24 protein-coding genes and 2 pseudogenes are annotated in these 25,987 nt (G+C 40.1%); 16 read left to right on the forward strand and 10 right to left on the reverse strand.

Going from position 1 to position 25,987, the window contains the following annotated elements:
• A pseudogene (locus DF216_RS04905) lies at positions 1-768 on the reverse strand (DUF308 domain-containing protein); the annotation flags it as partial.
• An 805-nt stretch (positions 769-1,573) separates the two neighbouring features.
• On the opposite strand from DF216_RS04905, the gene DF216_RS04915 reads away from it, so the two are divergent.
• Positions 1,574-2,719 carry a low temperature requirement protein A gene (locus DF216_RS04915; RefSeq protein ID WP_000209253.1) on the forward strand — a complete coding sequence of 382 codons (1,146 nt, stop codon included), beginning with the start codon at positions 1,574-1,576 and terminating at the stop codon, positions 2,717-2,719.
• A 58-nt stretch (positions 2,720-2,777) separates the two neighbouring features.
• Here the strand turns inward: DF216_RS04915 and DF216_RS04920 are convergent, their stop codons facing one another.
• Positions 2,778-4,259 (reverse strand): M protein trans-acting positive regulator PRD domain-containing protein, encoded by a 1,482-nt coding sequence (locus tag DF216_RS04920; RefSeq protein WP_129326153.1) that lies wholly within the window; start codon positions 4,257-4,259, stop codon positions 2,778-2,780.
• A gap of 303 nt (positions 4,260-4,562) precedes the next feature.
• On the opposite strand from DF216_RS04920, the gene DF216_RS04925 reads away from it, so the two are divergent.
• From DF216_RS04925 to DF216_RS04965, 8 genes and pseudogenes are all read left to right on the forward strand, one after another.
• Positions 4,563-4,799, forward strand: coding sequence for a GlsB/YeaQ/YmgE family stress response membrane protein (locus DF216_RS04925; RefSeq protein WP_061454319.1), 237 nt, complete (start codon positions 4,563-4,565; stop codon positions 4,797-4,799).
• Positions 4,800-4,896: 97 nt separating this feature from the next.
• Entirely contained in the window at positions 4,897-5,460 is a 564-nt protein-coding gene (gene amaP / locus DF216_RS04930) for an alkaline shock response membrane anchor protein AmaP (protein ID WP_129326154.1), read from the forward strand.
• A gap of 10 nt (positions 5,461-5,470) precedes the next feature.
• Positions 5,471-5,641, forward strand: a complete 171-nt coding sequence (locus DF216_RS04935; protein ID WP_129326155.1) for a DUF2273 domain-containing protein — start codon at positions 5,471-5,473, stop codon at positions 5,639-5,641.
• A gap of 11 nt (positions 5,642-5,652) precedes the next feature.
• The gene (locus DF216_RS04940) at positions 5,653-6,237 is read left to right on the forward strand and encodes an Asp23/Gls24 family envelope stress response protein (protein WP_129326156.1); all 585 of its coding nucleotides are present in this window, start codon (positions 5,653-5,655) and stop codon (positions 6,235-6,237) included.
• A 41-nt stretch (positions 6,238-6,278) separates the two neighbouring features.
• Positions 6,279-6,482, forward strand: a complete 204-nt coding sequence (locus DF216_RS04945; RefSeq protein WP_000102420.1) for a CsbD family protein — start codon at positions 6,279-6,281, stop codon at positions 6,480-6,482.
• Between the two features lie 334 nt (positions 6,483-6,816).
• Positions 6,817-7,124: pseudogene (locus DF216_RS04955) on the forward strand (Mbeg1-like protein); the annotation flags it as partial.
• A gap of 161 nt (positions 7,125-7,285) precedes the next feature.
• Entirely contained in the window at positions 7,286-8,479 is a 1,194-nt protein-coding gene (locus DF216_RS04960) for a ferredoxin reductase family protein (RefSeq protein WP_129326157.1), read from the forward strand.
• Positions 8,480-8,579: 100 nt separating this feature from the next.
• Positions 8,580-9,209, forward strand: a complete 630-nt coding sequence (locus DF216_RS04965; protein WP_129326158.1) for an MBL fold metallo-hydrolase — start codon at positions 8,580-8,582, stop codon at positions 9,207-9,209.
• Between the two features lie 94 nt (positions 9,210-9,303).
• On the opposite strand, the gene DF216_RS04970 is transcribed toward DF216_RS04965, so the two are convergent.
• Positions 9,304-10,068 (reverse strand): hypothetical protein, encoded by a 765-nt coding sequence (locus DF216_RS04970; RefSeq protein ID WP_129326159.1) that lies wholly within the window; start codon positions 10,066-10,068, stop codon positions 9,304-9,306.
• 123 nt (positions 10,069-10,191) lie between these two features.
• Entirely contained in the window at positions 10,192-12,084 is a 1,893-nt protein-coding gene (locus tag DF216_RS04975; RefSeq protein ID WP_129326160.1) for a M13 family metallopeptidase, read from the reverse strand.
• Positions 12,085-12,262: 178 nt separating this feature from the next.
• Here DF216_RS04975 and DF216_RS04980 point away from each other — a divergent pair, with 178 nt between their 5' ends.
• The 6 genes from DF216_RS04980 to DF216_RS10940 all read left to right on the forward strand — a co-directional run bounded on the left by DF216_RS04980 (position 12,263) and on the right by DF216_RS10940 (position 16,653).
• Complete coding sequence (locus tag DF216_RS04980) at positions 12,263-12,985, forward strand: metal ABC transporter ATP-binding protein (RefSeq protein ID WP_049477396.1); 723 nt, start codon at positions 12,263-12,265, stop codon at positions 12,983-12,985.
• A complete protein-coding gene (locus DF216_RS04985; protein ID WP_129326161.1) occupies positions 12,982-13,830 on the forward strand; it encodes a metal ABC transporter permease in 849 nt (282 codons plus the stop codon). Before DF216_RS04980 ends, DF216_RS04985 begins: the two co-directional genes overlap by 4 nt.
• A gap of 26 nt (positions 13,831-13,856) precedes the next feature.
• The gene (locus tag DF216_RS04990) at positions 13,857-14,786 is read left to right on the forward strand and encodes a metal ABC transporter substrate-binding protein (RefSeq protein ID WP_000733082.1); all 930 of its coding nucleotides are present in this window, start codon (positions 13,857-13,859) and stop codon (positions 14,784-14,786) included.
• 117 nt (positions 14,787-14,903) lie between these two features.
• Complete coding sequence (tpx, locus tag DF216_RS04995) at positions 14,904-15,398, forward strand: thiol peroxidase (RefSeq protein WP_084945369.1); 495 nt, start codon at positions 14,904-14,906, stop codon at positions 15,396-15,398.
• An 83-nt stretch (positions 15,399-15,481) separates the two neighbouring features.
• The gene (locus tag DF216_RS05000) at positions 15,482-16,132 is read left to right on the forward strand and encodes a metal-dependent transcriptional regulator (protein ID WP_129326162.1); all 651 of its coding nucleotides are present in this window, start codon (positions 15,482-15,484) and stop codon (positions 16,130-16,132) included.
• A gap of 107 nt (positions 16,133-16,239) precedes the next feature.
• Positions 16,240-16,653: a hypothetical protein gene (locus tag DF216_RS10940; RefSeq protein ID WP_129326163.1), complete on the forward strand. Its 414-nt coding sequence runs from the start codon at positions 16,240-16,242 to the stop codon at positions 16,651-16,653.
• A gap of 31 nt (positions 16,654-16,684) precedes the next feature.
• On the opposite strand, the gene dtd is transcribed toward DF216_RS10940, so the two are convergent.
• Both dtd and DF216_RS05015 read right to left on the reverse strand, forming a co-directional pair.
• A complete protein-coding gene (gene dtd, locus DF216_RS05010; RefSeq protein ID WP_129326164.1) occupies positions 16,685-17,128 on the reverse strand; it encodes a D-aminoacyl-tRNA deacylase in 444 nt (147 codons plus the stop codon).
• A gap of 18 nt (positions 17,129-17,146) precedes the next feature.
• Entirely contained in the window at positions 17,147-19,363 is a 2,217-nt protein-coding gene (locus DF216_RS05015) for a RelA/SpoT family protein (RefSeq protein WP_129326165.1), read from the reverse strand.
• A 283-nt stretch (positions 19,364-19,646) separates the two neighbouring features.
• On the opposite strand from DF216_RS05015, the gene DF216_RS05020 reads away from it, so the two are divergent.
• Positions 19,647-22,040 (forward strand): bifunctional 2',3'-cyclic-nucleotide 2'-phosphodiesterase/3'-nucleotidase, encoded by a 2,394-nt coding sequence (locus tag DF216_RS05020; RefSeq protein WP_129326166.1) that lies wholly within the window; start codon positions 19,647-19,649, stop codon positions 22,038-22,040.
• A 95-nt stretch (positions 22,041-22,135) separates the two neighbouring features.
• On the opposite strand, the gene DF216_RS05025 is transcribed toward DF216_RS05020, so the two are convergent.
• From DF216_RS05025 to cysS, 4 genes are all read right to left on the reverse strand, one after another.
• Positions 22,136-23,266 (reverse strand): ABC transporter ATP-binding protein, encoded by a 1,131-nt coding sequence (locus DF216_RS05025; RefSeq protein ID WP_000229937.1) that lies wholly within the window; start codon positions 23,264-23,266, stop codon positions 22,136-22,138.
• Between the two features lie 112 nt (positions 23,267-23,378).
• The gene (locus DF216_RS05030; RefSeq protein WP_129326167.1) at positions 23,379-24,248 is read right to left on the reverse strand and encodes a helix-turn-helix domain-containing protein; all 870 of its coding nucleotides are present in this window, start codon (positions 24,246-24,248) and stop codon (positions 23,379-23,381) included.
• Positions 24,249-24,251: 3 nt separating this feature from the next.
• Positions 24,252-24,638 carry a Mini-ribonuclease 3 gene (locus DF216_RS05035; protein ID WP_000567904.1) on the reverse strand — a complete coding sequence of 129 codons (387 nt, stop codon included), beginning with the start codon at positions 24,636-24,638 and terminating at the stop codon, positions 24,252-24,254.
• Positions 24,631-25,974, reverse strand: coding sequence for a cysteine--tRNA ligase (gene cysS / locus DF216_RS05040; RefSeq protein WP_129326168.1), 1,344 nt, complete (start codon positions 25,972-25,974; stop codon positions 24,631-24,633). The genes DF216_RS05035 and cysS overlap by 8 nt, the downstream gene beginning before the upstream one ends.
• Between the last annotated feature and the right edge of the window lie 13 nt (positions 25,975-25,987).

The raw sequence follows: 25,987 nt of genomic DNA on the forward strand, positions 1-25,987 counted from the left end.
GATATCCACATGACCAATTGCCGAAAACAGGGAGGTCTCAGCTGTATGAACAAAAATTTCTAGCTCTGCTGTCTTACCAGACTTCACTATTCCAAGATGGATATCTTCTTCCTCATCAGCATTTTCCAGCATAAATTTGTTAATTTTTGCTAAAGTTCTTGCAGGGATGAGAGCGGCTAGGACAATAGGTAAGCTAATTCTAATGCGACGTTTGAGATGGTTTTTCCCAATTTCCCCTTCAAATAAGAAACCGTCACGGATATTGGACAGACCATAAAGGAAAAAATAAGCCCCTAAAACAAAGAGTTGAAAGACAGAATTTCCCGTAGAGGACAAAAGACTAGCTCCACCAAGAAAAACTAGTAGAATACCATCTAGTAAGAGACGAAAACGAGGTCGAATATTATTTTTACGGTAGAGAACATAGGTGACAAGATTAATCGTGGCCCTAAAAATCTGATAAACTCCAATCACAAGAGCCAGAACATAAATCGGTATATCAGTCGCAAGATTAGAACCTAGCAAATATCCCAGCACTAACAATTTAACCAGTGCAACTCCCAAGGTATCCGTTGACTGGCTTTTTTTGAAAACTCTTAATAGCAAATCTACGACCGTTGCTATCCAAGCTAAAAACAGAACCAGGCGAATAACTGTTACTGGCAACCAAGTCCCCGTGACCATCAAGATGAGACCTAGCAGAACAAACAAGAACCCCTGAGCAAGTAATTTCTTACCTGTCAGACCTAAAGATAGAATTTTCGCCATATAAAAACCTTTCAACAATAAAAATTAAACACTCCGATTAAACTGACTAGTAAATAGCCAACACTACAAACAGCCTGTGCCAGCAACATATGGTGACTAGAAATGACTGTAGTAATGTCACCATCTTGTCTTATGCACTTCTAAAATTTGTTATATTGATTAGAAACCAGAGCTTATAAAAACTAGCTAAACTCGAGAGATAGACACAATTGCGACGAAAAAATGTATAACCAATTCAACTTGTTAAGGTAAGAAAGCATTATTTCCAATCTATTAATTATTCATCTATTACCTATTATGACACAATATTCCCTATAGTTCAACTTTTTACTTGTTTTTATATTACACGGACTAAAAAGTTTTCAACAGTTGATTGCATTTGTTTTAATAAGTTTTAACCTTTCTTGGTTAGATAAAAAAAGAACCATACAGTTTAGAATCTGTATGGTTTTTGCCCCACTTTTGTCCCATTTTTAAATCATGACATTGAAAATACCTAAAATCACTTATATTTCAATATTTTTAATTGCTCTCAATATGAAAGTCCTTTCCAAATCCCTGTAGGGGGCATCTAAATACAACAGGAAAAAGCCTTGATTTACTAGGCTTTTTTGTGTAGTCTTAGCACTAAAAAACGATAGAAAAAACACCCCTTCTGAACTGCACCCCAAAAGTTAGACAGAAAAAACCTAACTTTTGTGGCGCAGTTCATTCGCGTCACATGAAGTTATTTAAGCATATCCTTTTCTCTCATTACCATTTTCTGTTATAATAAATTGTACTTCTAGAATAGAAAGGACTTAAGATGACAACTCTTATTAAACATAAACGTGTAGAATTTTCAGAACTTTTTTATGACTTAGTTTTTGTTTTTGCAATTTCAAAAGTAACTACTTTAATTGACCATCTTCATAACGGTATTTTGACTTGGAATTCTTTCCTTGATTTTCTCATTGCTACTTTGTTTCTCATCGATTCCTGGATGATTCAAACCGATTATACCAATCGCTATGGAAAGAACTCTTTATTTAACATAGTAATCATGTTTATCAAAATGGGAATTTTACTCTTTATAGCCAATATGATTGGACCTGATTGGCAACAATATTTTCATTATCTCTGTTGGGCTATTGGTACATTAACCCTTACCTTATTTTTTCAATATTTGGTTGAATTTTTTAGAAAATCAACCGATGATGCTAATCGGGAAAGTATCAAAGGTTTTCTATGGATAACAGGTCTAGGAAGTTTAGGATTCTATCTAGCAGCTCTTCTTCCTATTTACCTTAGAGTCTATATCTTATTTGCTAGTATTCTGCTAACATTTATTATGCCAAGTATCTTGCTTAATAAAGATAAGCATTACCAGGTAAATCTCCCCCATTTAATCGAGCGCATCTCCCTTCTTGTCATTATTATGTTTGGAGAGATGATTACGGAGCTAGCTAACTTCTTTACAATCGAGAATTTCTCGATTTATTCGGTTCTTTATTTCATTATTATGATTTCTCTGTTCTTGTTTTATTTTGGTCAATTCGACCATGCTATTGATGAAAAATCTAATCAAAAGGGGCTATTTCTAATTTACAGTCACTATCCTATTTTCATTGGACTTATGATGATGACTGTATCGATGGGATTTCTTCAGAATCCTGAAGCTAATCGTCTCTTTGCAACCAGCTTCTCTTATATCGGATTTGGCCTCTTTCAAGCTGCTGTCCTAGTAAATGGGCCCCATAACAAACACTATCTTCGCTATTCGAAAAGTTACTACTGTGTCCAAGCGACACTCTATCTGGCTGCCTTGATTCTCTCTTTAATCTTTGCTTCTAATCCTATAATAGTAGTGAGTATAACAACCATTTTAGCTCTAGCTATAGCCATTCATTTTATTTATTTTTATGTGACACAGAATAAAAAATATTCCAAATCTAACTGGGAGTTATTTTAATGAGTTTATAACATAAAAAAGCTTTGGGAACCAAGGCTTTTTTAGTGTAAATTTGTACTCACTCATCTAATCGAATAAACATCATTGCGTTAAGCAAAGAGATGAGGGCGACTGTATTGACATTATTGGAATAGATCAGTCTCTTATTTTCAATAGGCGGAATAATAAAATTAGAAATAATAATGTCGTAAGGTGATTCTTTTAGAGCATCAAGGGATAACTCTAATTCACCCCAAACCTCCAGTTCAAAATTATTACTGCAATAATAAGTAAGTGTCTCTGCTACTGATTTTGCATGGTACTGATCAAAATTACTCATGACCAAAACCTTTAATTTAGGTTGATTTTGTAAAAGATCTAACACTAAGTGTTTGCTATGAGTGATAAAAGTATAGGTCAAATGATTGACCTTCATTGAATTACGATCCATATCCAAAGTCTCTAGATAATGTTCAATCCTTTCCTTCACCTCTGAAACAAATCGAGGGAAAATATTTTGAAAGTTTTTGATTGTATTACCTTTTTGATCAAATAGGATAAACTCTGTAGATAATTCCTGACGATGCAGATGTGCCGTATTATGCAGATGCCAAATCAGATTGTCTTTATTGTCTACTTGAAGATTATAGTCTCTTGATACCTGATCCACTAAATCTCCCAATAATTGATATGATTTTTTTACATAGCTTTCTTTTTTTGCATAGTTCAGAAATACTTTTTCATCTATGAAAAACATTTTTTGAAAATAGGAGACAAATAGTTGACCTAGCACTTCTTTATTCAGAGAGATCTGATATTCAGAATCAAAGCTCGCTACAATGTCCTCGATTTCTTCTGCCTGCATGAACGATTCCAACAATTGATTACTAAAAGAATCTCTCTCAACTTCCATGAAATGACCAAGCTTTATGCGATATAAATTTGTAACCAGAAGCAATTTTAACATTCTTTGAGTTGCGAAATTGACAGGGAATGCAGTTTCTTTATAGACCAGTGCTAACATCTTACACAAGGGTTCTACTGAAAAATCTTCAAATGGCCATTCGAGGAAATAATATTTCTCTGAAAAATACTGGGCAAAAAAGTAACGGATATCAATCTCATTTCCAGTGATTCGAACTGGATTGAGGCTAATTTCAAAACGATATTGTTTCTTAATGATTTTATTAATATGACGGATGATACGGTAAAGAGAGGAAGAACTGATATAAAACTCTTTGCAAATATTCTCTGCATCACATCCTTCATTGAAGAAGACAAATTCTAAAATTGAAAAGTGAGTTGAATGCTTAAAAAAATGGTGATAGACCATTTCAATATCACTATCATCAGTATTTATGATACGGATACCATTTGTCGAGGAATGAAATATCAAGTCAGGAAAAGAAAATCTGACATGGGATAAGTCATCTTTTACAGTACGTTCTGTACAATGCAATAATTCTGCTAGTTCCGAAATATGAAACCAGCGTTTGTTTTCAAATAGTAATTCTAACAATTCTAATTGTCTGTGACTTTTTTTAGATAATAAATCTCTCATGAATAGCTTTTCTCTCTTTATAATAAACTAAACGATTGTCTTTCAATCTTCATGCAATTATACCATATAATAAAGCAAAGCGTATTAATCCTCTTACAGCGACTTTTGCTTGTTATAAAATCACTAGCCTAGTTGCTGAAAACTCAGTAAAATCAAGCTTTTATTATTTATCTGTATTTAGGGTACATATTTACAGTAAGGGATTTAAGACGAACTATTATCTTTCTAAATTAAAATATTATATAATTAATTTAATCAAAGAAATTGGTTCTTTGATTTAGAAATAGAAAAGGAGGATACACTATGTTGTGGTCCATTATTGTAGGAGGTCTTATTGGTCTCATCGCAGGTGCAATCACTAAAAAAGGTGGTTCAATGGGAATGATTGCAAATATCTTTGCAGGTCTTATCGGTTCATCTGTAGGACAATCTCTTCTCGGAAGCTGGGGACCTTCATTGGCTGGAATGGCTATTATTCCATCAATCGTAGGTGCAGTGATTGTTGTTGCAGTCGTTTCATTCTTATTTGGTAAAAAATAAGCATTACCTAATAAGAAATTAAAAGTGATAAGCCATAATTTTGAATACTGTAGACGGGTAAGATTATAGTTTAAAACTTTTTTTGAAAGGATTTAATATGTCAAACTCAAAGAAAATACTACTACTTATTTTCTGTATTTTAATCTTGACTATTTTCCTTCCTATTCTCATAGATTATCATGAAGTCAGTGATTTAGGAATTCAATTATTTAGCTGGAGACAGCTCTATCTTGAATTCGTAATTTCTAGATATATATTTTGGGGGACACTTGTCCTATCTGTTTTAGTTTTAATTTCAATGTTAGGGATACTCTTTTATCCTAAACAATATTTAGAAATTCAGCTAGCAGAAAAAAAAGATACGTTAAAACTTAGAAATTCGGCTATCGAAAGCTTTGTTCGCTGCTTAGTGATTGACCATAGATTTATGAAAGATCCTAAGGTCCATGTAAATAGTCGCAAAAATAAATGTTTCGTTACTGTAGAAGGTACAATTCTTCCTTCAAACAACATCTCAAACAGGTGTCAAGTGATTCAGCATGAAATAACTCATGGATTAAAGCAGTTCTTTGGTATTGAACGTGAGGTAAAACTTGAAGTTAAAGTAAAAGAAGTTGAACCTCAAAAAACGACCAAAAAGACTGTTAGTCGTGTAAAGTAAGGAAGTAAAAATGGAATGGTTTAAAAAATATCAGTATCCAATTATTGCAGGTTTAGTAGGTGTCATTCTCGCTTTCTTTATCTTATCCTTTGGCTTTTTCAAAACACTCTTTGTGTTAATCTGTGGAGGCTTAGGAGCATTTGCTGGATATTATGTTAAGGAAAAATATTTAAATAAATAAAGGAGTCTCGTATGTCAAACGTAGATAAAAATGTAGAAAAAAAAGATATTGCCGTTGTTTCTCAAGATGTTAAAGGGGAACTAACTTATGAAGATAAAGTAATCCAAAAAATCATTGGTCTTTCACTTGAAAAAGTACCTGGACTTTTGGATGTTGATGGAGGATTTTTCTCTAATCTAACAGAAAAAATTATCAATACTGATAACGTAACACGCGGTGTCAATGTTGAAGTTGGTAAAGAACAAGTTGCAGTTGACTTGAACGTTGTTGTTGAATACCAAAAGAATGTTCCTGCTTTGTACAAAGAAATCAAAGATGTTGTAGTATCACAAGTTACAAAAATGACTGATCTAGAAGTTGTTGAAGTCAATGTGAATGTTGTTGATATCAAAACGAAGGAACAGCATGAAGCAGATTCAGTTAGCCTCCAAGACAGAGTAACTGACGTGGCTTCTTCAACAGGAGAATTTGCTTCAGAACAATTTGAAAAAGTGAAATCTGGTATCGGTTCAGGTGTTGCTGCTGTTCAAGAAAAAGTAGGCGAAGGTGTTGAAGCCGTTAAGGGCGAAACAAATGAAAAAGCTCGCGTACACTAATTAATCTGGTCTAAATCAATCAATTTAAAGGAGGCAGAATCATGTCAACAGAAGAAAAATTAAATCAAGCAAAAGGTTCCATTAAAGAAGGTGTCGGCAAAATGATCGGCGATGAAAAAATGGAAAAAGAAGGTGCAGCTGAGAAAGTAGTATCTAAAGTAAAAGAAGTTGCCGAAGATGCTAAAGACGCTGTTGAAGGCGCTATTGAAGGTGTTAAAAACATGCTTCACAAAGACGAAAAATAAGACTAAAAGTTAATTTATCTAATAACAATATTAGCCGGAGAGAGAACATTTACTGTTCTCTTTTTGTATATAGGACCCTAAAAACAATTCCGAATCTTCGTTAAAAGGAATTTTTAACAGGAAAAATCTTAGAGGTACTCTTCAAAAAAAAATTAAACAGACAATTCTAATATTTGGAGACAGCTCATTTTTTTGCTACTCTTTTCTGCTCAGTAGTGATTAACTAGTAGAACTAAGGATTTAAAAATCAAAAAGTTCAGTCTTGAACTACACCCCAAAAGTTAGACAGAAAAAATCTAACTTTTGGGGTCAGTACATTATCAAGGTTTTTTAGGTTGAAGGCAAACACTTTGCCCAACTGGACGAGACCAATAGTGACAGCCAGCAAGTCGATACTACCTTCAAGGAATGGGTTGAAACAGTTCCTGGCGAGGAACTGCAGCTCTACTTTGACCTCTTTTTGGAGTCATTCTCGATGCAGGCATCTCTTCTATCAACGACCTTTCTTCCTTCAAGGTCATTGAACACATTCACCATCTCTTTATCCAAGCCCAATCCCTCACTCCCGAAGAAGGAGAGACCATAGGACGCTTAACCCAACTCTTGATTGATACCCGCTACCAAGCTTGGAAAAATTGTTAAGATAAGAAAGTCAATGAATCACCCGATTCCTTGGCTTTTTTAGAAAAAAGGTCAGAAAAGTTAGTTTAAAACACGAACCCTGACGAGAGATTCTTTTTTTGTTAAAATGTAACAAATTTTATTACATTTAACATAGGATAATCTATGAAAGGACTTCTACTATGAAATCATTAAAAGGTATTTTATTTATCGGGCTTAGCATGCTTCTGACTATTCTAGCTTGGCTCAGTTCAGGTGCTAGTCAGTTTCTAATCCCTGGTTTAGCTCTCACTACCCTCTCACTTACTTTTATACTAGCTAGCCGTTTACCCCTGCTTGAATCTTGGTTTAACGGACTTGAAAAGATGTATCTAGCTCATAAATTCACCGCTTTTCTATCCATTCTCCTACTAACCCTACACAACTTTAGCATGGGCGGTCTCTGGGGTTCACATTTGGCTGCACAGTTTGGAAATATCGCTATCTATATCTTTATCAGCATCGTTCTGGTTGCCTATCTGGGACAATACATCCAGTATGAGGCATGGAGATGGATTCATCGATTGGTTTATCTAGCCTATATCTTTGGCCTTTTTCATGTTTTGATGATCATGGGAAATCGTCTCCTCTCCTTTAGTTTCCTAGGTCTTATCTTTGGAATCTATTCTCTTTTAGGCTTGCTGGCAGGTTTTTATATTATTTTCCTTTACCAAAAAGTCGGTTTCACCTATCTTGGAAAAATCGTAGGGATCAAACGCCTCAACCACGATACGGCTGAAATTGAAATAGAACTCAGTCATCCTTTCACCTACGAATATGGACAATTTGCCTTTCTAAAAATTTTCCAAAAAGGTTTTGAGACTGCTCCACATCCTTTCTCCATCTCTGGAGGACAAGGACGAACTCTTTATTTTACGATAAAAAACTCTGGTGACCACACCAAGAATATCTATGACAATCTTCAAGTTGGTAGCAAAGTTGCAGTTGATCGCGCTTATGGACATATGACTATGGAACACGGTCCAAAGCAGCAAATCTGGATCGCTGGTGGAATTGGAATTACACCTTTCATCTCTTATATCCGTGAGCATCCTATCCTAGACAGGAACGTCCGCTTCTACTATAGTTTCCGTGGAGAGGAAAATGCTGTCTACCTAGATCTACTTCGAGACTACGCCCATCAAAATGCTAACTTTGACCTGCAGCTAGTCGATAGCAATGAAAAAGGATACCTGACTTTAGATCAAGAAGAAATCCCTACCCAGACTACAGTCTATATGTGTGGCCCTCTTCCTATGATGAAGTCCCTTGCTAAGCAAATCAAGAAAAAGAATCCCAAAGCAAAACTCATTTACGAAGGTTTCAAGTTTAAATAAGACCGTTGTCCCTCTTACACAAAAGAGGGACTTTCTTTTCACTTTATTTCTCTCTTCTATGCTATACTAGTTTAGTACATTCTTTGAGATTGGAGCCAGTATGAAAATCCATAAAACCGTGAATCCCGTTGCCTATGAAAACACTTATTATCTAGAAGGAGATCAACACCTGATTGTGGTCGATCCTGGTAGCCATTGGGAAGCCATTCGCAAGACCATCGAGAAAATCAACAAACCCGTCTGTGCGATTCTCCTGACCCACACCCACTACGACCATATTATGAGTCTTGACTTAGTCAGAGATACTTTTGAAAATCCCCCAGTTTATGTAGCAGAGAGTGAAGCTTCTTGGCTCTATACTCCCGTTGACAATCTCTCTGGCCTACCTCGTCATGATGATATGGCTAATGTCGTCTGCAAACCAGCTGAACACACCTATGTCTTTCATGAAGAATACCAGATCGAGGAATTCCGTTTTACTGCCCTACCAACTCCTGGTCACTCTATCGGTGGGGTTTCCCTAGTTTTCCCTGATGCCCATCTAGTCTTGACGGGAGATGCTCTATTCCGCGAAACCATCGGACGGACAGACCTTCCTACAGGTAGTATGGAACAGCTTCTTCATGGTATTCAGACTCAACTCTTTACCCTCCCTAACTACGATGTCTATCCAGGGCATGGTCCAGCTACGACCATCGCTCACGAAAAGACCTTTAATCCTTTTTTCTAGCAAGCAAACAACCAAGGATAAAATCCTTGGTTAATTTTTCTGTATCAAGACTCACTCTGCCAAATCAAAGATGGGCGAATAAGTGGATCTAAAACTAATTCACTAGCTCAAAGGCTTTCCAATCAAATTTAGTCAGATCAACCTCTTCAGAAGAAACCTCTAAAACTTGAGCAACTTTTTCATTTCCACCAATTTTAAGAGTCATTTCTTTCACTATCTTTACGCCTTTGTTATTCAAAGAATAAAGAGTTAGGTTCATTTCTGGAGAAGTCGAATGCCAATTTGCATAGCTAACTTGACCATTTTCATAGAGACTTAAACTAGATCGAAAACCACCCGCAGATGCTGCATAACCTGTATGAAGCAATGTGGGCTTTTGATTTTCCAAATAATAGACTGCTGTAAGATTTTGGCCATTCCCAATTAGCAATTCATCCTGTCCATCTTTGTTCAAATCTGAAAAAACATATTCTGGAGCCACTGGTTTTTCATAGGTGCTTAATGTGAAAATATAGCCAAACTCCTCTGGGGAAACTTTATTCTCCTTCAGATCTTTTTGCAACTCTTCTCTCTTACCTTGATTTAAAAGTGATACATAGCGCTTATATCGTTCGAGAACTTCTTTATATAGGTCCTGTCCCGTATCATTTTCCCTTTCAACCGTAGTTGATGGTGCCGTTTTGGAAGAGCTTATGCTAGCTTCGCTATCTGATTTTGTAGCTATATCCTTTTGAACTTCTTTAGCTGAAGTGGTTGCTGTAGTTGACGTCTCTACATTTTCCCTACTTTGATTCCCTCCACAAGATGCCAAAATTGGAAGGCAAAGAGCTACGATCATCATCATCCAATATTTCTTCATGTTTCCCTCATTATTTTCATTTTAAGTATTCTAAAATTAGCAATTTACTCAAAAAATCAGAAAGTACACTTTAGCATGTACTTTCTGAATCCTTGTTTAACGGAATCTCTTAATAGAACACTCTTACCAAATAATCACACGATCCTCTGGTGCACGCCACATGCCATCACCTTCTTTGACATCATATGTTGTAAAGAAGTCATCGAAGTTTGGCACTTGCACATTGACACGGAGTTTAGCAGGTGCGTGAACATCGACACTGGCCATGAGTTTCATCAACTCCGGACGGCCTTTCATACGCCAGATACGAGCAAAATTGTGGAAGAATTCTTCAGCAGAAAAGTCTGGCTCTCTCTTGGCAGCTTCAAGGGCTGCAGCAATTCCTCCAAGGTCAGCAACGTTTTCTGATACAGTTAGTTTTCCGTTGATTCTTGCGCCGTAGGACTCCAGTCCATCAAACTGGTCGATAACTTTCTGTGTTTTTTCTTTGAAGGCAGCATAGTCACTTTCTGTCCACCAGTCTTTGAGGCTACCATTTTCATCAAAAGAAGCACCATTTGTATCAAAGGCGTGGGAAATTTCATGGGCAATAACTGCCCCAATACCACCGTAGTTGGCAGAAGACGACTGATGCAAGTCATAGAATGGAGCCTGTAAAATAGCAGCCGGGAAGACAATCAAGTTCTTCTGAGGATTGTAGTAGGCATTGACCATATGTGCTGGCATGCCCCACTCCTTGTAGTCAACAGGTTGGTTCCACTTGCTCCAGCTGTGCTTGATTTCCACACGCGCAAAGGCTAGGGCATTCTCAAAGAGGCTGGCTGTTTCATCCACTACCTTGTCCTTATAGCGGGCTGGCAACTCCTCCGGATAACCGATATAAGGTTTGATGACATTGAGTTTGACGATGGCCTTATCACGCGTTTCAGGAGTGAGCCAGTCATTCTTAGCCAAACGTTTCTTATAAACGTCAATCATAGTCGCTACTTTTTTCTCTACGTCTACTTTTGCTTCTGGGGAGAATTTTTCATGCGCATACCAGAGACCTAGGGCTTGCTTGAAAGGACCTTGGGCCAAGTGGTAAGCCGCCTTTACCTTGTCCTGAGCTTCTGGAACACCTGAAAGAGCTCGCGCGTAGGCACCTGACAAAACACGAATCTCATCTGTCAAATAACTGGTTGAAAGATTGACCACAGCCAAAATCAAGGCTGCCTTGAGCAAAGGCCATGCTTCTTCACTATAGAATTGGTCTGCTGCTTGCCAGAAACGTTCTTCATCTACAATAACCTTGTCAGGAACTTGCCCAAGAATAGCTTGGAAGAAGTCATCTAGAGATAGGGCAGGGGCGAATTTCTTGAAGTCTTCATAAGCGTATGGATGGTACAGTTTGGCATATTCTGAGCTTTCTTCATTAGAAAGTACCACAGCTGCAACTCGACGGTCCAGCTCCAATCGTTTCTCTTGTAAATCTGAAATCTCATCCTCTGAAAAACCATAAACTCTGAGGAGGTTGCGATTTTTTTCTTTCCATAAAGTCAAGAGCTTTTCGCGTTGCGGATGGTCTTCAGCATAGTAGGTTGTATCTGGCAAGATTGTTCCTGGAGCACTGGCCCAAAGAACATTGGTTCTGGCATCCATAAAGTCTGGCGATACACCAAATGGAAGGAAGTTTGGTTTACCAGCTAGTTCGAACTCTGCCAGTTTGCTGGTAAAATCTGCAAAACTCTCCAAATCCTGATATTCCTTGAGCAGAGGAAGGACGGGCTTGATCCCATCTGCTTCTCTCTTATCAAAATCGCGTACCATGCGATGGTACTTAACAAAGTTTGCGAGGATAGCATCCTCTGGGACATCCTCTCCTTCCAGCCACTTGTCCGTTGTTGCCAGCATCAACTCTTCAATTTCCTCATCAAGGTCAATAAAACCACCTGTTCGAGATTTATCAGCTGGAATGACAGCTGTTTTTTCCCATTCGCCATTAATAGCATCATAAAAATCATCTTGATAACGTGTCATCTTGTTCTCGCTTTCATTTTTCACTTATTCTTAGCTTAGCAAAAAACACTTGGGAATGCAATTAAAAATGGTTTCTCTTTTTTCTTCGTTTTTCAGTTATTATTTTAAATTTTTCAAAAATTAACTTGACTTAATTTTTTTTTTAAGGTATATTAAAAGGCAGGAGGAATACAACTGTATGATACGTATCGAAAACCTCAGTGTCTCCTACAAAGAAACGTTGGCACTAAAGGATATTTCACTAGTGCTCCAAGGACCAACGATTACCGGAATTATTGGTCCAAATGGTGCTGGAAAATCAACTTTATTAAAAGGTATGTTGGGAATTATCCCACATGAAGGTCAGGCCTTTCTCGACGACAAAGAAGTCAAGAAATCTTTACATCGAGTTGCCTATGTCGAGCAAAAAATCCATATCGACTACAATTTCCCTATCAAGGTCAAGGAATGTGTCTCACTGGGACTCTATCCATCTATCCCGCTTTTTCACACTTTAAAGGCCAGCCACTGGAAAAAAGTGGCAGAGGCTCTTGAAATCGTTGGACTTTCAGACTATGCTGATCGCCAAATCAGCCAGCTCTCAGGAGGACAATTCCAACGTGTGTTGATTGCCCGCTGCCTTGTGCAGGAAGCTGACTACATCTTTTTAGATGAGCCTTTTGTCGGGATTGACTCGGTTAGTGAAGAGATTATCATGAACACGCTGAGAGACCTAAAAAAATCTGGTAAAACAGTTCTCATCGTCCATCATGACCTCAGCAAAGTCCCCCATTATTTCGACCAAGTTTTGCTTCTCAATCGAGAATTAATAGACCTTGGTCCGACTATAGAAACCTTTACCGAAGCCAATCTTAAAAAGGCCTACGGTAGCAAACTCTTTTTCAATGGAGGTGACCTATGATAGCAGAATTTATCGATGGATTGCAACATTTCCATTTCCTACAAAACGCCTTGATAACAGCTATTGTCATCGGAGTTGTTGCTGGAGCTGTGGGATGTTTTATCATCCTACGTGGGATGTCTCTCATGGGAGATGCTATCTCTCACGCAGTTTTGCCCGGCGTAGCCCTTTCCTTTATCCTGGGAATTGATTTCTTTATTGGAGCGATCATCTTTGGTTTGATGGCTTCCATCATCATTACCTACATCAAGGGAAACTCTATCATCAAGAGTGACACCGCCATTGGTATTACCTTTTCATCTTTCTTAGCCTTAGGTGTCATCTTGATTAGTGTTGCCAAGAGTTCGACAGACCTCTTCCATATCCTTTTTGGGAATATCCTCGCTGTCCAAGATACGGACATGTGGATTACCATTGGTGTGGGGGCATTGATTCTCTTGATTATTGGGATTTTCTTTAAACAACTATTGATTACATCCTTTGACGAGCTCCTGGCTAAAGCAATGGGAATGCCCGTTAATTTCTACCACTATCTACTCATGGTGCTCTTGACCCTTGTGTCAGTCACCGCCATGCAAAGTGTTGGAACCATTCTTATCGTGGCCATGTTGATCACCCCAGCTGCGACGGCTTACCTTTATGCTAATAGCCTAAAGAGCATGATTTTTCTTTCATCAGGCCTAGGAGCTCTGGCTTCTGTTGTAGGGCTCTTTATCGGCTATAGTCTCAATCTCGCAGCAGGATCGAGCATCGTGCTCACATCCGCCAGCTTCTTTCTAATCAGTTTCTTTATCTCTCCTAAGCAACGATACTTGAAACTGAAAAACAAAAAAATCATTAAATAACGGGGAAACCCTTCTGGAGGAATCTAATGAAAAAATTAGGTACATTGCTTGTACTCTTTCTTTCCGTCATTGCTCTTGTAGCATGTGCTAGCGGAAAAAAAGATGCTACTTCTGGTCAAAAACTAAAAGTTGTTGCTACTAACTCAATCATCGCTGATATTACCAAAAATATTGCTGGTGACAAGATTGATCTTCACAGTATCGTTCCTGTTGGTCAAGACCCACACGAGTACGAACCACTTCCTGAAGACGTAAAGAAAACTTCTCAAGCTGACTTGATTTTCTATAACGGTATCAACCTTGAAACAGGTGGCAATGCTTGGTTTACCAAATTGGTCGAAAATGCCAAGAAAACTGAAAACAAAGACTACTTTGCAGTTAGCGAAGGCGTTGATGTTATCTACCTTGAAGGCCAAAACGAGAAAGGCAAAGAAGACCCACACGCTTGGCTTAACCTTGAAAATGGGATGATTTATGCAAAAAACATCGCTAAACAGCTCATTGCAAAAGATCCTAGCAACAAGGAATTCTACGAAAAAAATCTTAAAGACTATACTGAAAAACTAGACAAACTAGACAAGGAAGCCAAAGAGAAATTTAACAATATCCCTGCTGAGAAAAAACTCATCGTAACCAGCGAAGGATGCTTCAAATACTTCTCTAAAGCTTACGGAGTCCCAAGTGCCTACATCTGGGAAATCAACACAGAAGAAGAAGGAACACCTGAACAAATCAAGACCTTGGTTGAAAAACTTCGCCAAACAAAAGTTCCATCACTCTTTGTTGAATCAAGTGTCGATGACCGTCCAATGAAGACTGTTTCACAAGACACAAATATCCCAATCTACGCACAAATCTTTACTGACTCAATCGCTGAAGAAGGGAAAGAAGGCGACAGCTACTACAACATGATGAAATACAACCTTGATAAGATTGCTGAAGGTTTGTCTAAGTAATCCATTAAAAAACGTCATTCTCACGGAATTGACGTTTTTTTACACTTTCCGGTCAAATCATTGGAAAAATCTGACAATTCTCGGTAAAATGAAAGAAAAAAAGAATGGAGTAGTTTCATGACCACTTTTCTAGGAAACCCTGTAACCTTTACAGGTAAACAACTGCAAGTCGGAGACAAGGCGCTCGACTTTTCCCTCACTACAACCGATCTCTCTAAAAAAAGTCTTGCCGACTTTGATGGAAAGAAAAAGGTCTTGAGTGTTGTCCCTTCTATCGATACTGGTATCTGCTCAACGCAAACGCGTCGCTTCAACCAAGAACTATCCAACCTTGACAATACCGTCGTTCTTACTGTTTCGATGGACCTACCATTTGCCCAAGGACGCTGGTGTGGGGCTGAAGGCCTTGACAATGCCATCATGCTTTCAGACTATTTTGACCATTCTTTCGGACGTGATTATGCCCTCTTGATCAACGAGTGGCATCTCCTTGCACGTGCCGTCTTTGTTCTCGATGCTGACAATATCATCCGTTATGTAGAATACGTTGACAATATCAACACGGAGCCAAACTTTGAAGCTGCTATTGCTGCAGTTAAAGAACTAGACTAAAATCACAAGCATTATGGCAGAAAGCTAGAGAAATCTAGCTTTTTTTGGTATACTAGATGGAGAGAAGGAACAAGAGGAAACGAATGACTCCAAATAAAGAAGACTACCTAAAATGTATTTATGAAATCGGTACGGAGATGCAGAAAATCACCAATAAGGAAATTGCTGCCCGTATGCAGGTCTCTCCACCTGCCGTAACAGAGATGATCAAACGCATGAAAAGTGAAAATCTCATCCTCAAGGATAAGGAGAACGGCTATCTATTGACAGATATTGGCCTCAAACTGGTCTCAGAACTCTATCGCAAACACCGGTTGATTGAAGTCTTTCTAGTTCACCATCTCGACTATACTAGCGATCAGATCCACGAAGAAGCTGAGGTCCTAGAGCACACTGTCTCTGACCTATTTGTAAAGAGACTGGATAAACTACTGGGCTTCCCTAAAACCTGTCCCCACGGTGGAACCATACCAGCCGAGGGAGAGCTCTTGGTCGAAATCAATAACTTACCACTAGCAGAGACCAAGGAAGTTGGAACCTACCTCCTGACTCGGGTTCACGATAGCTTTGATCTGCTCAAATACTTAGAAAAGCATGAAATTCATATCGGTGACCGACTCCAAGTTAAGCAATTTGATGGCTTTTCCAATAGCTTTACTCTGGTCAACAAAGGTGAAGACCTCCAAGTTAGTATGGATATTGCCAAACAACTCTATGTCGAAAAAATCAACTAACCCCTTATTCCTGAAAGAAACTTCTTTCAGGGATTTTTTATCGTTTTAGTTGTAACACCCATTCGTTTGGTGTAGAATGAAGCTAGATAAAAGAGGGAGGTCATCTTATGAAAAAGCTCTTTAGAATACATTTCGCAGCCGTTGCAGTCTCCGATTTGCTACTGTTGGTAAATTTCAGACCCCGATACGAACTTTCTTTGGAGAGAGGTCTGATCTTTTGCTTCATTTTCATCCTCGCTCAGGGACTACTGCTGTCTCGCTTAGTCTTCCGACTCAAAAAACATTTCTCTGAGATTTATCCTCAGATGAACAAAAAAGTTCGCCTCTACTACTTAGGGATTCTCTCCGTTGACTTTCTATTATTTGTCTTTTTAGCGATCACTGGTCCTCAATATTTCTACTCTCTTACTCCAGTCTTTACTTCCTGTCATTCTACTTTATACTATATAACGGCTAGCCACCTAAGAGAAAACTATCCAGACTTTTACAACAGACATACCTCTTTATGGGAGTGTCTATAAACAAAAACCAAGCCAGCTGGGCTTGGTTTTCTTATCTATTTTTAGTATCAAGAATGATGGTGACTGGTCCGTCATTGACCAGCTCCACCTGCATATCCGCTCCAAAGATACCTGTCTGAACGGGCACTTCCTGAGCTAGCTTTTGGTTGAAAGCCTCATAGAAGGTAGCTGCCATATCCGGCTTGGCTGCACCTATAAAAGCTGGACGATTGCCTTTCTTGGTATCTGCAAAGAGGGTAAACTGAGAAATCGAAAGGATTTCCCCCTCAATATTCTTAACAGACAGATTCATCTTGCCTTCTGCATCTGAAAAGATACGCATGTTGATCAGTTTTCTCACAGCATAATCCAGATCTTCCTCTTGGTCCTCTGGGCCTACACCAACTAATAACAGTAAACCTTGATCTATCTGCCCCTGAACCTGACCTTCGATACTCACTTGGGCTTTCTTAACCCGTTGAATGATGATTTTCATAAGCGCCTTTCTATTCAATTATCCGTTGGTACGTTTGACAGAGTATACCTCTGGCACACTCTTGATTTTGTCAACGACCGTTGTCAGCGTAGAAAGGTTTGAAATTCCAAAAGACACATGGATATTGGCAAATTTCATATCCTTGGTTGGTTGAGCATTAACAGTTGAGATATTCTTAGTTGTATTGGAAAGAACTTGCAGAACATCATTTAAGAGACCTGTACGGTTGAGGCCGTAGATATCGATGTGGGCAGTGTATTCCTTGCTTGAGTATTGGTCTTCCCATTCCACATCAAGGAGACGTTGCTCGTAGTTTTCTTGGGCACGGAGGTTCATACAGTCCACGCGGTGAATAGCCACGCCTCGCCCCTTGGTGATGTAGCCAACAATATCGTCACCCGGTACTGGATTGCAACACTTGGCAATCCGAACGAGGAGACCTGAGGCACCTTCAATCACCACACCCCCCTCATGCTTGACCTTGAGGGTTTCTTTGTTTTCAACCTTAACCTCGCCACCTTTGACAAGCTCTTCTGCTTCCGCCTTGGCCTTGGCACGTTCTTCCTCACGACGTTCCTTTTCAGTCAAACGGTTAAAGACAGTAATAGCGCCAATTTCTCCAAAACCAATGGCTGCAAAGAGAGATTCTTCTGTCTTGTAGCTGGTCTTTTGAAGGACTTGGTCCATGTGACGCTTGTCCATGAATTTATTGGCTACATAGCCATTTTCTTGGAACTGAGCTATCAGCATTTCACGGCCCTTGTTGACGGATAATTCCTTGTCTTGGTTTTTAAAGAATTGACGAATCTTGTTGCGCGCCTTGCTGGTCTTGACCATGTTGAGCCAGTCACGACTCGGACCAAACGAGTTGGGGTTGGTGATAATTTCAACCTGATCCCCTGTCTTGAGCTTGGTTGTCAGTGGAACCATACGGCCATTGACCTTGGCACCAGTTGCTTTTTCACCGACTTTGGTATGGATCTCATAGGCAAAGTCAATCGGGCCTGAATCTTTTGGAAGGGAGCGAACCGCACCATCTGGGGTAAAGACGTAAATCTCCTCAGCCAGATAGTTTGCCTTGACAGAGTCCACAAATTCCTTGGCATCATCAGCCTGATCTTGGAGCTCCATCATCTCCTTGATCCAGTTCATCCCAATAGCAGATTCCTTGCTGTTGACCTGACCTTTAATGCCTTTCTTATATGCCCAGTGAGCCGCTACCCCGTACTCAGCCACCTCGTGCATTTCCTTGGTCCGAATCTGGAATTCAATCGGACCTTTTGGTCCATAGACAGTCGTATGGATAGACTGGTAACCATTGGCCTTACGGTTGGCAATGTAGTCTTTAAAACGCCCTGGCATGGGTTTCCACAGCTCATGCACATAGCCCAGCATGGCATAGACATCACTATGAGTCTCTAAGATACAGCGAATGGCAATCAGGTCATAAATTTCCTCAAAGCGTTTCTTCTTATCCTGCATCTTGCGATAGATTGAATAGATATGCTTAGGACGACCATAGATTTTTCCTTTGAGATTGCGTTCGGAAGTGTACTCCTCTAACTTTGTCACGACTTCATCGACCAAAGCCTCACGTTCTCTGCGTTTTTCCTTCATCTTGTGAGTGATCTTGTAAAACTCAGTTGGATTGAGGTAACGGAAAGATAAATCTTCCAACTCCCACTTGACACTGGAAATCCCCAGACGATGAGCAAGCGGTGCATAGATTTCCATGGTTTCTCTGGAAATACGTTCCTGCTTGTCTTTTCGTAGGTGGTTAAGCGTTCTCATGTTATGCAAGCGATCAGACAGTTTAACCAAGATAACGCGAATATCCTCAGACATGGCCATGAGCATCTTGCGGTGATTTTCCGCTAATTGCTCCTCGATCGATTTGTACTCGACCTTACCCAGCTTAGTCACCCCATCAACAATAATGCGAACATCATGACCAAACTCTTGCTCTAAATCATCCAAGGTCGTATCCGTATCCTCAACTACGTCATGCAAAAAACCACAGGCAACTGTAACGGCATCTAGCTTGAGCTTAGCTAAAATCCCTGCCACCTGAATGGGATGAATAATATAGGGCTCGCCAGATTTACGATATTGACCACTATGGCATTCAACTGCGTAAACCAAGGCTTTATGTACAAAAGCAACATCTTCTTTCGATAAATATTTTTGCGTTAAAGCGACAACCTCATCGCCCGTCAAATTCACTTCTTTCGGCATCTATTCTCTCCAATTCTTCCTACCATTTTATCACTTTTTTAAGGATATGAAAACTAGAAAAGCTCTACAATCCTATAATTTGCTTCCATCTCTTACGATGATCTCAAGAAAAGCAATAAATTAAAAGCGATTTTATTATTTCTATAATTAATCAGTAAATTTTATAAACAAACCCTCTATTTCCTATCATTTTTTATGAATTTTATAAAAACATTCGTAATTAACTTGATTATTCTCCTTCTATCCTGTATAATAGAGGGAAACTATTTTTGAGGAGATTATTATGTCATCATTTCGTAAACAAGCAGCCCTTATAGGTCTGACTGCAGCTGTATTTGCGGCTTCTACTGCACAAGCAGATGAAAAAGTTACAAATCCAGATGCTAGCACAACATCTACACCAGTAGCAAATCAATCAGAGAAATCCGTTGCACCTACTGGAAATGAAAAGGGAACAGCATCTGAAAAAACAGACGCTCCTACTAAGCAAGATGAAAATGCTACACCAGTAACAAGCACTAATACAAAGCCTTCTACAGAAACAACCTCTTCTAAAGAGGGAAGCCTTGCGGACGACAAGGCCCTTCAACCAACAGAAGGACAGGAAGTTGATGTCCGCATCCTTGCAACAACCGACCTCCACACCAATCTAGTCAACTATGATTATTACCAAGACAAACCCGCTGAGAATGTTGGGCTAGCAAAGACAGCTGTTCTCATCGAAGAAGCTAAAAAAGAAAATAGCAATACACTTCTCGTAGATAATGGAGATACAATCCAAGGAACGCCACTTGGAACTTACAAGGCCATCGTTAACCCTGTCAAAGAAGGGGAACAGCACCCTATGTATGCAGCACTTCAAAAGCTTGGTTTTGAAGCTGGAACACTTGGAAATCATGAGTTTAACTACGGCTTAGACTATCTCAAACGTGTTATTGATACAGCTGGAATGCCGATTGTCAATGCCAATGTTGTTGATCCTAAAACTGGTGCTTATGTCTATGACCCCTATAAAATCATCAACAAAACCTTTGTTGATAAAAATGGTCGCAAAACGACCGTCAAAATTGGAGTGACTGGAATCGTTCCTCCTCAAATTCTCAGCTGGGATAAGGCCAACCTCGAAGGAAAGATTCAGGTCAACGACTCTGTAGAAGCTATCCAAAAGATTATCCCTGAAATGCGTAAAGCAGGTGCAGACATCACTCTCGTACTCTCTCACTCAGGTATCGGAGATGATAAGTACGAAAAAGGGGAAGAAAACGAAGGCTATCAAATCGCAAGTCTACCTGGTGTTGATGCAGTCGTAACAGGGCATTCGCACGCTGAATTTCCAAGTGGAAATGGTACAGGCTTTTATGAAAAATATGCTGGTGTTGATGGCGTAAATGGTAAAATCAACGGTACTCCTGTAACCATGGCTGGAAAATACGGTGATCACCTCGGCATTATCGATCTCAACCTTGTTTACAAAAAGGGAAAATGGACTGTTGCCAACAGCAAAGGCTCTATCCGCAAGATTCATACTAAGTCCAAAGACGCTGATGAACGAATCAAAGAAATTGCCAAAACAGCCCATGAAGGAACCATCCAGTACGTTCGCCAACAAGTCGGAACAACAACCGCACCAATCACGAGTTATTTTGCCCTTGTCAAGGATGATCCATCTGTCCAAATCGTCAATAACGCGCAAATCTGGTATGCTAAGAAAGAACTAGCAGGTACTCCTGAAGGAAATCTTCCTATTCTCTCGGCTGCTGCACCATTTAAGGCGGGGACTCGTGGGGATGCTACTGCCTATACAGATATTCCTGCTGGTCCAATCGCCATCAAAAACGTAGCGGATCTCTATCTCTATGACAATGTCACGGCCATTCTAAAAGTCACAGGAGCTCAACTCAAAGAATGGTTGGAAATGTCCTCTGGTCAGTTCAACACCATCGATCCAACTAAAAAAGAAGCGCAACAGCTAATCAATCCAAGCTACCGCACTTATAACTTTGATGTGATTGACGGTGTAACCTATGAGTACGATGTCACCCAACCAAATAAATACGACCGCGAAGGCAAGTTGATTCACCCAGATGCTAGTCGTGTCCGCAATCTTAAATACCAAGGAAAAGATGTAGCTCCTGATCAGGAATTCATCGTGGTAACCAACAACTATCGCGCAAATGGTAAATTTCCTGGTGTTCGTGATGCTAGCCTCAATCGTCTACTCGGACTTGAAAATCGCCAGGTTATCATCAACTATATCCTCGATGTGAAAAATATCAACCCAAGTGCAGATAAAAACTGGCACTTCACAGATAGCATAAAAGGTCTGGATGTTCGTTTCTTGACGACTGATAAGGCCAAAGACTTGGTCGGTACAGACGGTGACATTCAATATCTAGCAAGCTCCGACCAAGAAGGATTCGGCGAATACCGCCTTCTCTATGTAGAGCCTAAGGCTGAACCTGCAGAAACAAATCACCACCAAGTCCAAGATACGCAGGGACAAAATCAAAGCGATGCAATCACTCTTTCAAACGGTGGCCAAACTATTATTTTACCAAGCACCAATAATCCAGTAGCTACTACCTTACCAAATACAGGTGAGAAAACTTCTATCCTAACCTTCCTAGGTATCATTCTAGCCGTGTTTGGGCTTTCTCTCAAGAAAAGGGAAGAATAACAACAATAGAAGCAAGACGAGACTCGTCCTGCTTCTTTTTAACCACTAAAAACACTGCTAGATTTCTCTAGCAGTGTTTTGTTATTTTATTTATCTTAGTAAACTGTTTTTTCAGTTTCTACATCAAAGAAGTGTGCTTTGTTCAAGTCAAATCCAAGTTCAACTGTTGCACCTGTTTGCAAGTAGTCACGAGCGTCCACTTTGGCAACAAATTCATCTTTACCAACTTGGCAGTAAAGGTGAGATTCTGAACCAAGCAATTCTGATACAGAGATAGTTGCTTTGACAACTGATTCTGGGAATGTTTCAAGGAAAGCAGGTTCTGCATTCACATCTTCTGGACGGATACCGAAGATTAATTCTTTACCTTCGTAGCCTTTTTCACGAAGAACTTTCAAAGCACCTTCTGGAACTTTCAAGCGGAAACCGTCAGAAACAATTTCATTGCCTTCTAATTTCACATTGATGAAGTTCATAGCTGGGCTTCCGATAAATCCTGCTACAAATTTGTTAACTGGATTTTTGTAAACTTCTTGAGGAGTACCGATTTGTTCTACACGTCCGATAGTACCTGTACCAGCAGGGTTCTTAGTTGCTGACATGATAACGATACGGTCCGCAAGTGTCATCGCTTCTGTTTGGTCGTGGGTTACGTAGATAGTTGTAGCACCGATACGACGGTGAATCTTCGCAATTTCAGCACGCATCGATACACGAAGTTTGGCATCCAAGTTTGACAAAGGTTCGTCCATCAAGAACACTTTTGCATCACGGACGATGGCACGCCCCATGGCAACACGTTGACGTTGACCACCTGAGAGGTCAGCAGGTTTACGATCCAAGAATTCCTTCAAACCAAGGATTGCTGCAGCTTCTTGTACACGTTTGTCGATGTCTTCTTTGCTGTATTTACGCAATTTCAAACCGAAAGCCATGTTGTCATATACAGTCATGTGTGGGTAAAGAGCGTAGTTTTGGAATACCATAGCGATGTCACGGTCTTTTGGAGCTACGTCGTTGACAACCACACCATCGATAGATGCAGTACCTTCTGTAATGTCTTCAAGACCAGCAATCATACGAAGAGTTGTTGATTTACCACATCCTGAAGGACCTACGAAAACGATAAATTCCTTATCTTTGATGTCCAAGTTGAAGTCTTCAACTGAGTAGTGTTCGCTGTTTGGATATTTTTTGTAAATATTTTTAAGATTCAATTCTACCATGAGGTAAACTCCTTTTGTCTTTTGATAGTTTTATTATAGATGAAAACGCTTTACTTTTCTATGGCAAGGTGACCAAAAAAACAAAAAAGTTCTGTGCAACTTGCACAAAACTTTAGAGAATATCTGGTAAAATCAACTGATAACACAAGGTCAGGTCGGTCAATTCCTTCAACTGTAGCCCTGTCAATTCTTCCCATCTATCAATCTTGTATTGGAGAGAATTGCGATGCAGATAGAGTTGCTGGGCTGTTTTAGTCAGAACAGCACTGTTTTCCCAAAGAGAGAGAATGATTTCCTGAATCTGATCCTGATCCAAGATCATCTGGTGCAGGCATTCCTTGATTACCTTCAGGTCCACTAGTCTTTCTCCCATACTCCAAAGATAGAGTTGTGAAAAGGTGTGTACACCTTGGTGACCCTGACGCCACCAAGTCTTAAACAAATCCCGCTCCGCTTTGATCAAGTCTGATAGGGCTTGATAGCCTGTCTGAGACCACACCTGCCCCAACATGATAGACAGACGAAGGCCAAAGTCATACTCAACCGCTTCCATCGTATCAGATAAGATTGAGCGAACAGAGGTATACTTATCTTGTTGAAGCACAAATACATAATCCTGAGCCCCGACCTGCAATACTGTCCGGCAGTTGGGAAAGAGAGTTTGCATCATATCTAGCCAAGAGGATAGATTTTCCTGTTGGAAATAGGAAAGATGGCAATAAACCAGCTGAATCTTTTTGAAAGTTTGCGGTGCCTGCCCCTTCCCCTCGATCAGATAGGGATACCAAGGATTGAGTGAACGAGCCTGCTCTTGCTGGGTCAAAAGGGCAACCAACTGCTTTTCACGCTCACTGAGACCAGCTTCCTCCAGCAAAATCCACTGCTGAGAAGCTAAAGGAAGAGTAAGATAGCCTGGTTTCTCTACTGGCTGATCTGAAATCTGAGCTTCAGGAAACCAGTCTTGTAATTCCTTTGCAATCATATCCTAGCCCTCCACTTTTTGGATGCACCAAGAAATTATGGTCTCTAGACGCTCCACATTTTCAGTCAGATGGAGATAGCCCATGACTGCTTCAAAACCTGTAGACATGCGATAAGTCACGACATCAGCATTTTTAGCCTTTGTATGACTATTGGTATTGCGACCACGTTTATAGATTTCTTCTTCTTTTTCCGTCAGGACTTGCTCCTCCAACATGAGGGCAATCAAGTGAGCCTGAGCCTTGGCAGATACATACTTGGTCGCCTCTTGGTGGAGTTTATTGGGCTTGGTCATGCCTTTAAGGATGAGATGGCGACGGATATACATGGAATAAACTGCATCTCCTTCGAAGGCAAGCGCAATCCCGTTAATGAGATTGACATCAATCACGAGTCCACCTCACTCCATCCTTGGTGTCAAGGAGCTTAATTCCTTGAGCAGCCAATTGGTCACGGATTTGGTCTGCTGTCGCAAAGTCACGATTGGCACGCGCTTCTTGGCGCTTTTGGATCAAGGCTTCAATGTCTGCATCCAAAACTTCCTCAACAAAGACAATCCCAAAGACCTCTAACATAGCCGCAAGAGCTTCTTTAACACTTGCATCATAGTTGCTAGAGTTGATCCATTTGGCCATTTCAAAGACAACTGTGATACCATTTGCAGAGTTGAAATCCTCATCCATAGCGGCAACAAACTTATCTTTAAAAGCCTGTAACTCTTGAGCATCTACAGTCCCAGAAAATGGTTGCTCATAAGTGTTTTTTAGATACTTAAGATTGGTCTCGGCATCACGCACTGCTTTTTCCGTAAAGTTGATAGGCTTACGGTAATGCTGAGTGGCAAAGAAGAAACGCAACACTTGCCCATCAAGAGTTTTAAGGGCATCGTGTACGGTTATAAAGTTGCCCAAGGACTTGGACATCTTGACATTATCGATATTGACAAAGCCATTGTGCATCCAGTAATTGGCGAAAGTCTTGCCTGTTTTGGCTTCTGACTGGGCAATTTCATTGGTGTGATGCGGAAACTCCAGATCGGCTCCACCACCGTGAATATCAATGGTATCGCCCAAAATCTCTGTCGACATGACCGAACACTCGATATGCCAACCCGGACGACCAGGTCCCCAAGGACTGTTCCAAGAAATCTCGCCTGGTTTTGCAGCTTTCCAAAGGGCAAAGTCCACAGGATTTTCCTTACGTGCCGTTTCTTCATCTGTACGACCTGAAGCACCCAGCTCCAAATCTTCCAAGGTTTTATTGGCTAATTTAGCATAGTTGTGAGATTTTTCCACACGGAAGTAAACATCCCCTTGACTCTCATAGGCAAAGCCTTTTTCAATCAAGTCTTTCACAAAGCAGATAATGTCAGCCATAAACTCCACCACACGTGGATGGCGAGTCGCAGGTTTGACACCCAAGGCCGTCACATCCTCACGAAAGGCAGCTATGTACTTGTCCGCAACCTCCTGAGGTGTGATGCCTTCTTCCTTGGCGCGATTGATAATCTTATCATCTACATCTGTAAAATTGGAAATATAGGCAACCTCGTACCCACGGTACTCAAAATAACGACGAATGGTATCAAAAGCCACCGTTGAACGGGCATTCCCCACGTGGATATAGTTATATACCGTTGGCCCACAAACATACATCTTGACCTTGCCGTCCTCTATCGGGACAAATTCTCGCAAATCACGAGACATGGTGTCGTAAATTTTAATCATGCGGTCCACTCCC

The organism is Streptococcus oralis, from assembly GCF_004127215.1.
Classification (GTDB): domain Bacteria; phylum Bacillota; class Bacilli; order Lactobacillales; family Streptococcaceae; genus Streptococcus; species Streptococcus oralis_BD.

What these genes read in the sequence shown, in the direction of transcription:
- DF216_RS04940 (WP_129326156.1), top strand. Translation starts at nt 5,653, where the DNA reads ATGTCAAACGTAGATAAAAATGTAGAAAAAAAAGATATTGCCGTTGTT.
- DF216_RS04920 (WP_129326153.1), bottom strand. Translation starts at nt 4,259, where the DNA reads ATGAGAGATTTATTATCTAAAAAAAGTCACAGACAATTAGAATTGTTA.
- DF216_RS04915 (WP_000209253.1), top strand. Translation starts at nt 1,574, where the DNA reads ATGACAACTCTTATTAAACATAAACGTGTAGAATTTTCAGAACTTTTT.
- DF216_RS04970 (WP_129326159.1), bottom strand. Translation starts at nt 10,068, where the DNA reads ATGAAGAAATATTGGATGATGATGATCGTAGCTCTTTGCCTTCCAATT.
- amaP (WP_129326154.1), top strand. Translation starts at nt 4,897, where the DNA reads ATGTCAAACTCAAAGAAAATACTACTACTTATTTTCTGTATTTTAATC.
- cysS (WP_129326168.1), bottom strand. Translation starts at nt 25,974, where the DNA reads ATGATTAAAATTTACGACACCATGTCTCGTGATTTGCGAGAATTTGTC.
- DF216_RS05025 (WP_000229937.1), bottom strand. Translation starts at nt 23,266, where the DNA reads ATGGTAGAATTGAATCTTAAAAATATTTACAAAAAATATCCAAACAGC.
- DF216_RS04935 (WP_129326155.1), top strand. Translation starts at nt 5,471, where the DNA reads ATGGAATGGTTTAAAAAATATCAGTATCCAATTATTGCAGGTTTAGTA.
- DF216_RS04980 (WP_049477396.1), top strand. Translation starts at nt 12,263, where the DNA reads ATGATACGTATCGAAAACCTCAGTGTCTCCTACAAAGAAACGTTGGCA.
- DF216_RS04985 (WP_129326161.1), top strand. Translation starts at nt 12,982, where the DNA reads ATGATAGCAGAATTTATCGATGGATTGCAACATTTCCATTTCCTACAA.
- DF216_RS04990 (WP_000733082.1), top strand. Translation starts at nt 13,857, where the DNA reads ATGAAAAAATTAGGTACATTGCTTGTACTCTTTCTTTCCGTCATTGCT.
- DF216_RS04945 (WP_000102420.1), top strand. Translation starts at nt 6,279, where the DNA reads ATGTCAACAGAAGAAAAATTAAATCAAGCAAAAGGTTCCATTAAAGAA.
- DF216_RS05030 (WP_129326167.1), bottom strand. Translation starts at nt 24,248, where the DNA reads ATGATTGCAAAGGAATTACAAGACTGGTTTCCTGAAGCTCAGATTTCA.
- DF216_RS10940 (WP_129326163.1), top strand. Translation starts at nt 16,240, where the DNA reads ATGAAAAAGCTCTTTAGAATACATTTCGCAGCCGTTGCAGTCTCCGAT.
- DF216_RS04925 (WP_061454319.1), top strand. Translation starts at nt 4,563, where the DNA reads ATGTTGTGGTCCATTATTGTAGGAGGTCTTATTGGTCTCATCGCAGGT.
- DF216_RS04975 (WP_129326160.1), bottom strand. Translation starts at nt 12,084, where the DNA reads ATGACACGTTATCAAGATGATTTTTATGATGCTATTAATGGCGAATGG.
- DF216_RS05020 (WP_129326166.1), top strand. Translation starts at nt 19,647, where the DNA reads ATGTCATCATTTCGTAAACAAGCAGCCCTTATAGGTCTGACTGCAGCT.
- dtd (WP_129326164.1), bottom strand. Translation starts at nt 17,128, where the DNA reads ATGAAAATCATCATTCAACGGGTTAAGAAAGCCCAAGTGAGTATCGAA.
- DF216_RS05000 (WP_129326162.1), top strand. Translation starts at nt 15,482, where the DNA reads ATGACTCCAAATAAAGAAGACTACCTAAAATGTATTTATGAAATCGGT.
- tpx (WP_084945369.1), top strand. Translation starts at nt 14,904, where the DNA reads ATGACCACTTTTCTAGGAAACCCTGTAACCTTTACAGGTAAACAACTG.
- DF216_RS04965 (WP_129326158.1), top strand. Translation starts at nt 8,580, where the DNA reads ATGAAAATCCATAAAACCGTGAATCCCGTTGCCTATGAAAACACTTAT.
- DF216_RS05015 (WP_129326165.1), bottom strand. Translation starts at nt 19,363, where the DNA reads ATGCCGAAAGAAGTGAATTTGACGGGCGATGAGGTTGTCGCTTTAACG.
- DF216_RS04960 (WP_129326157.1), top strand. Translation starts at nt 7,286, where the DNA reads ATGAAATCATTAAAAGGTATTTTATTTATCGGGCTTAGCATGCTTCTG.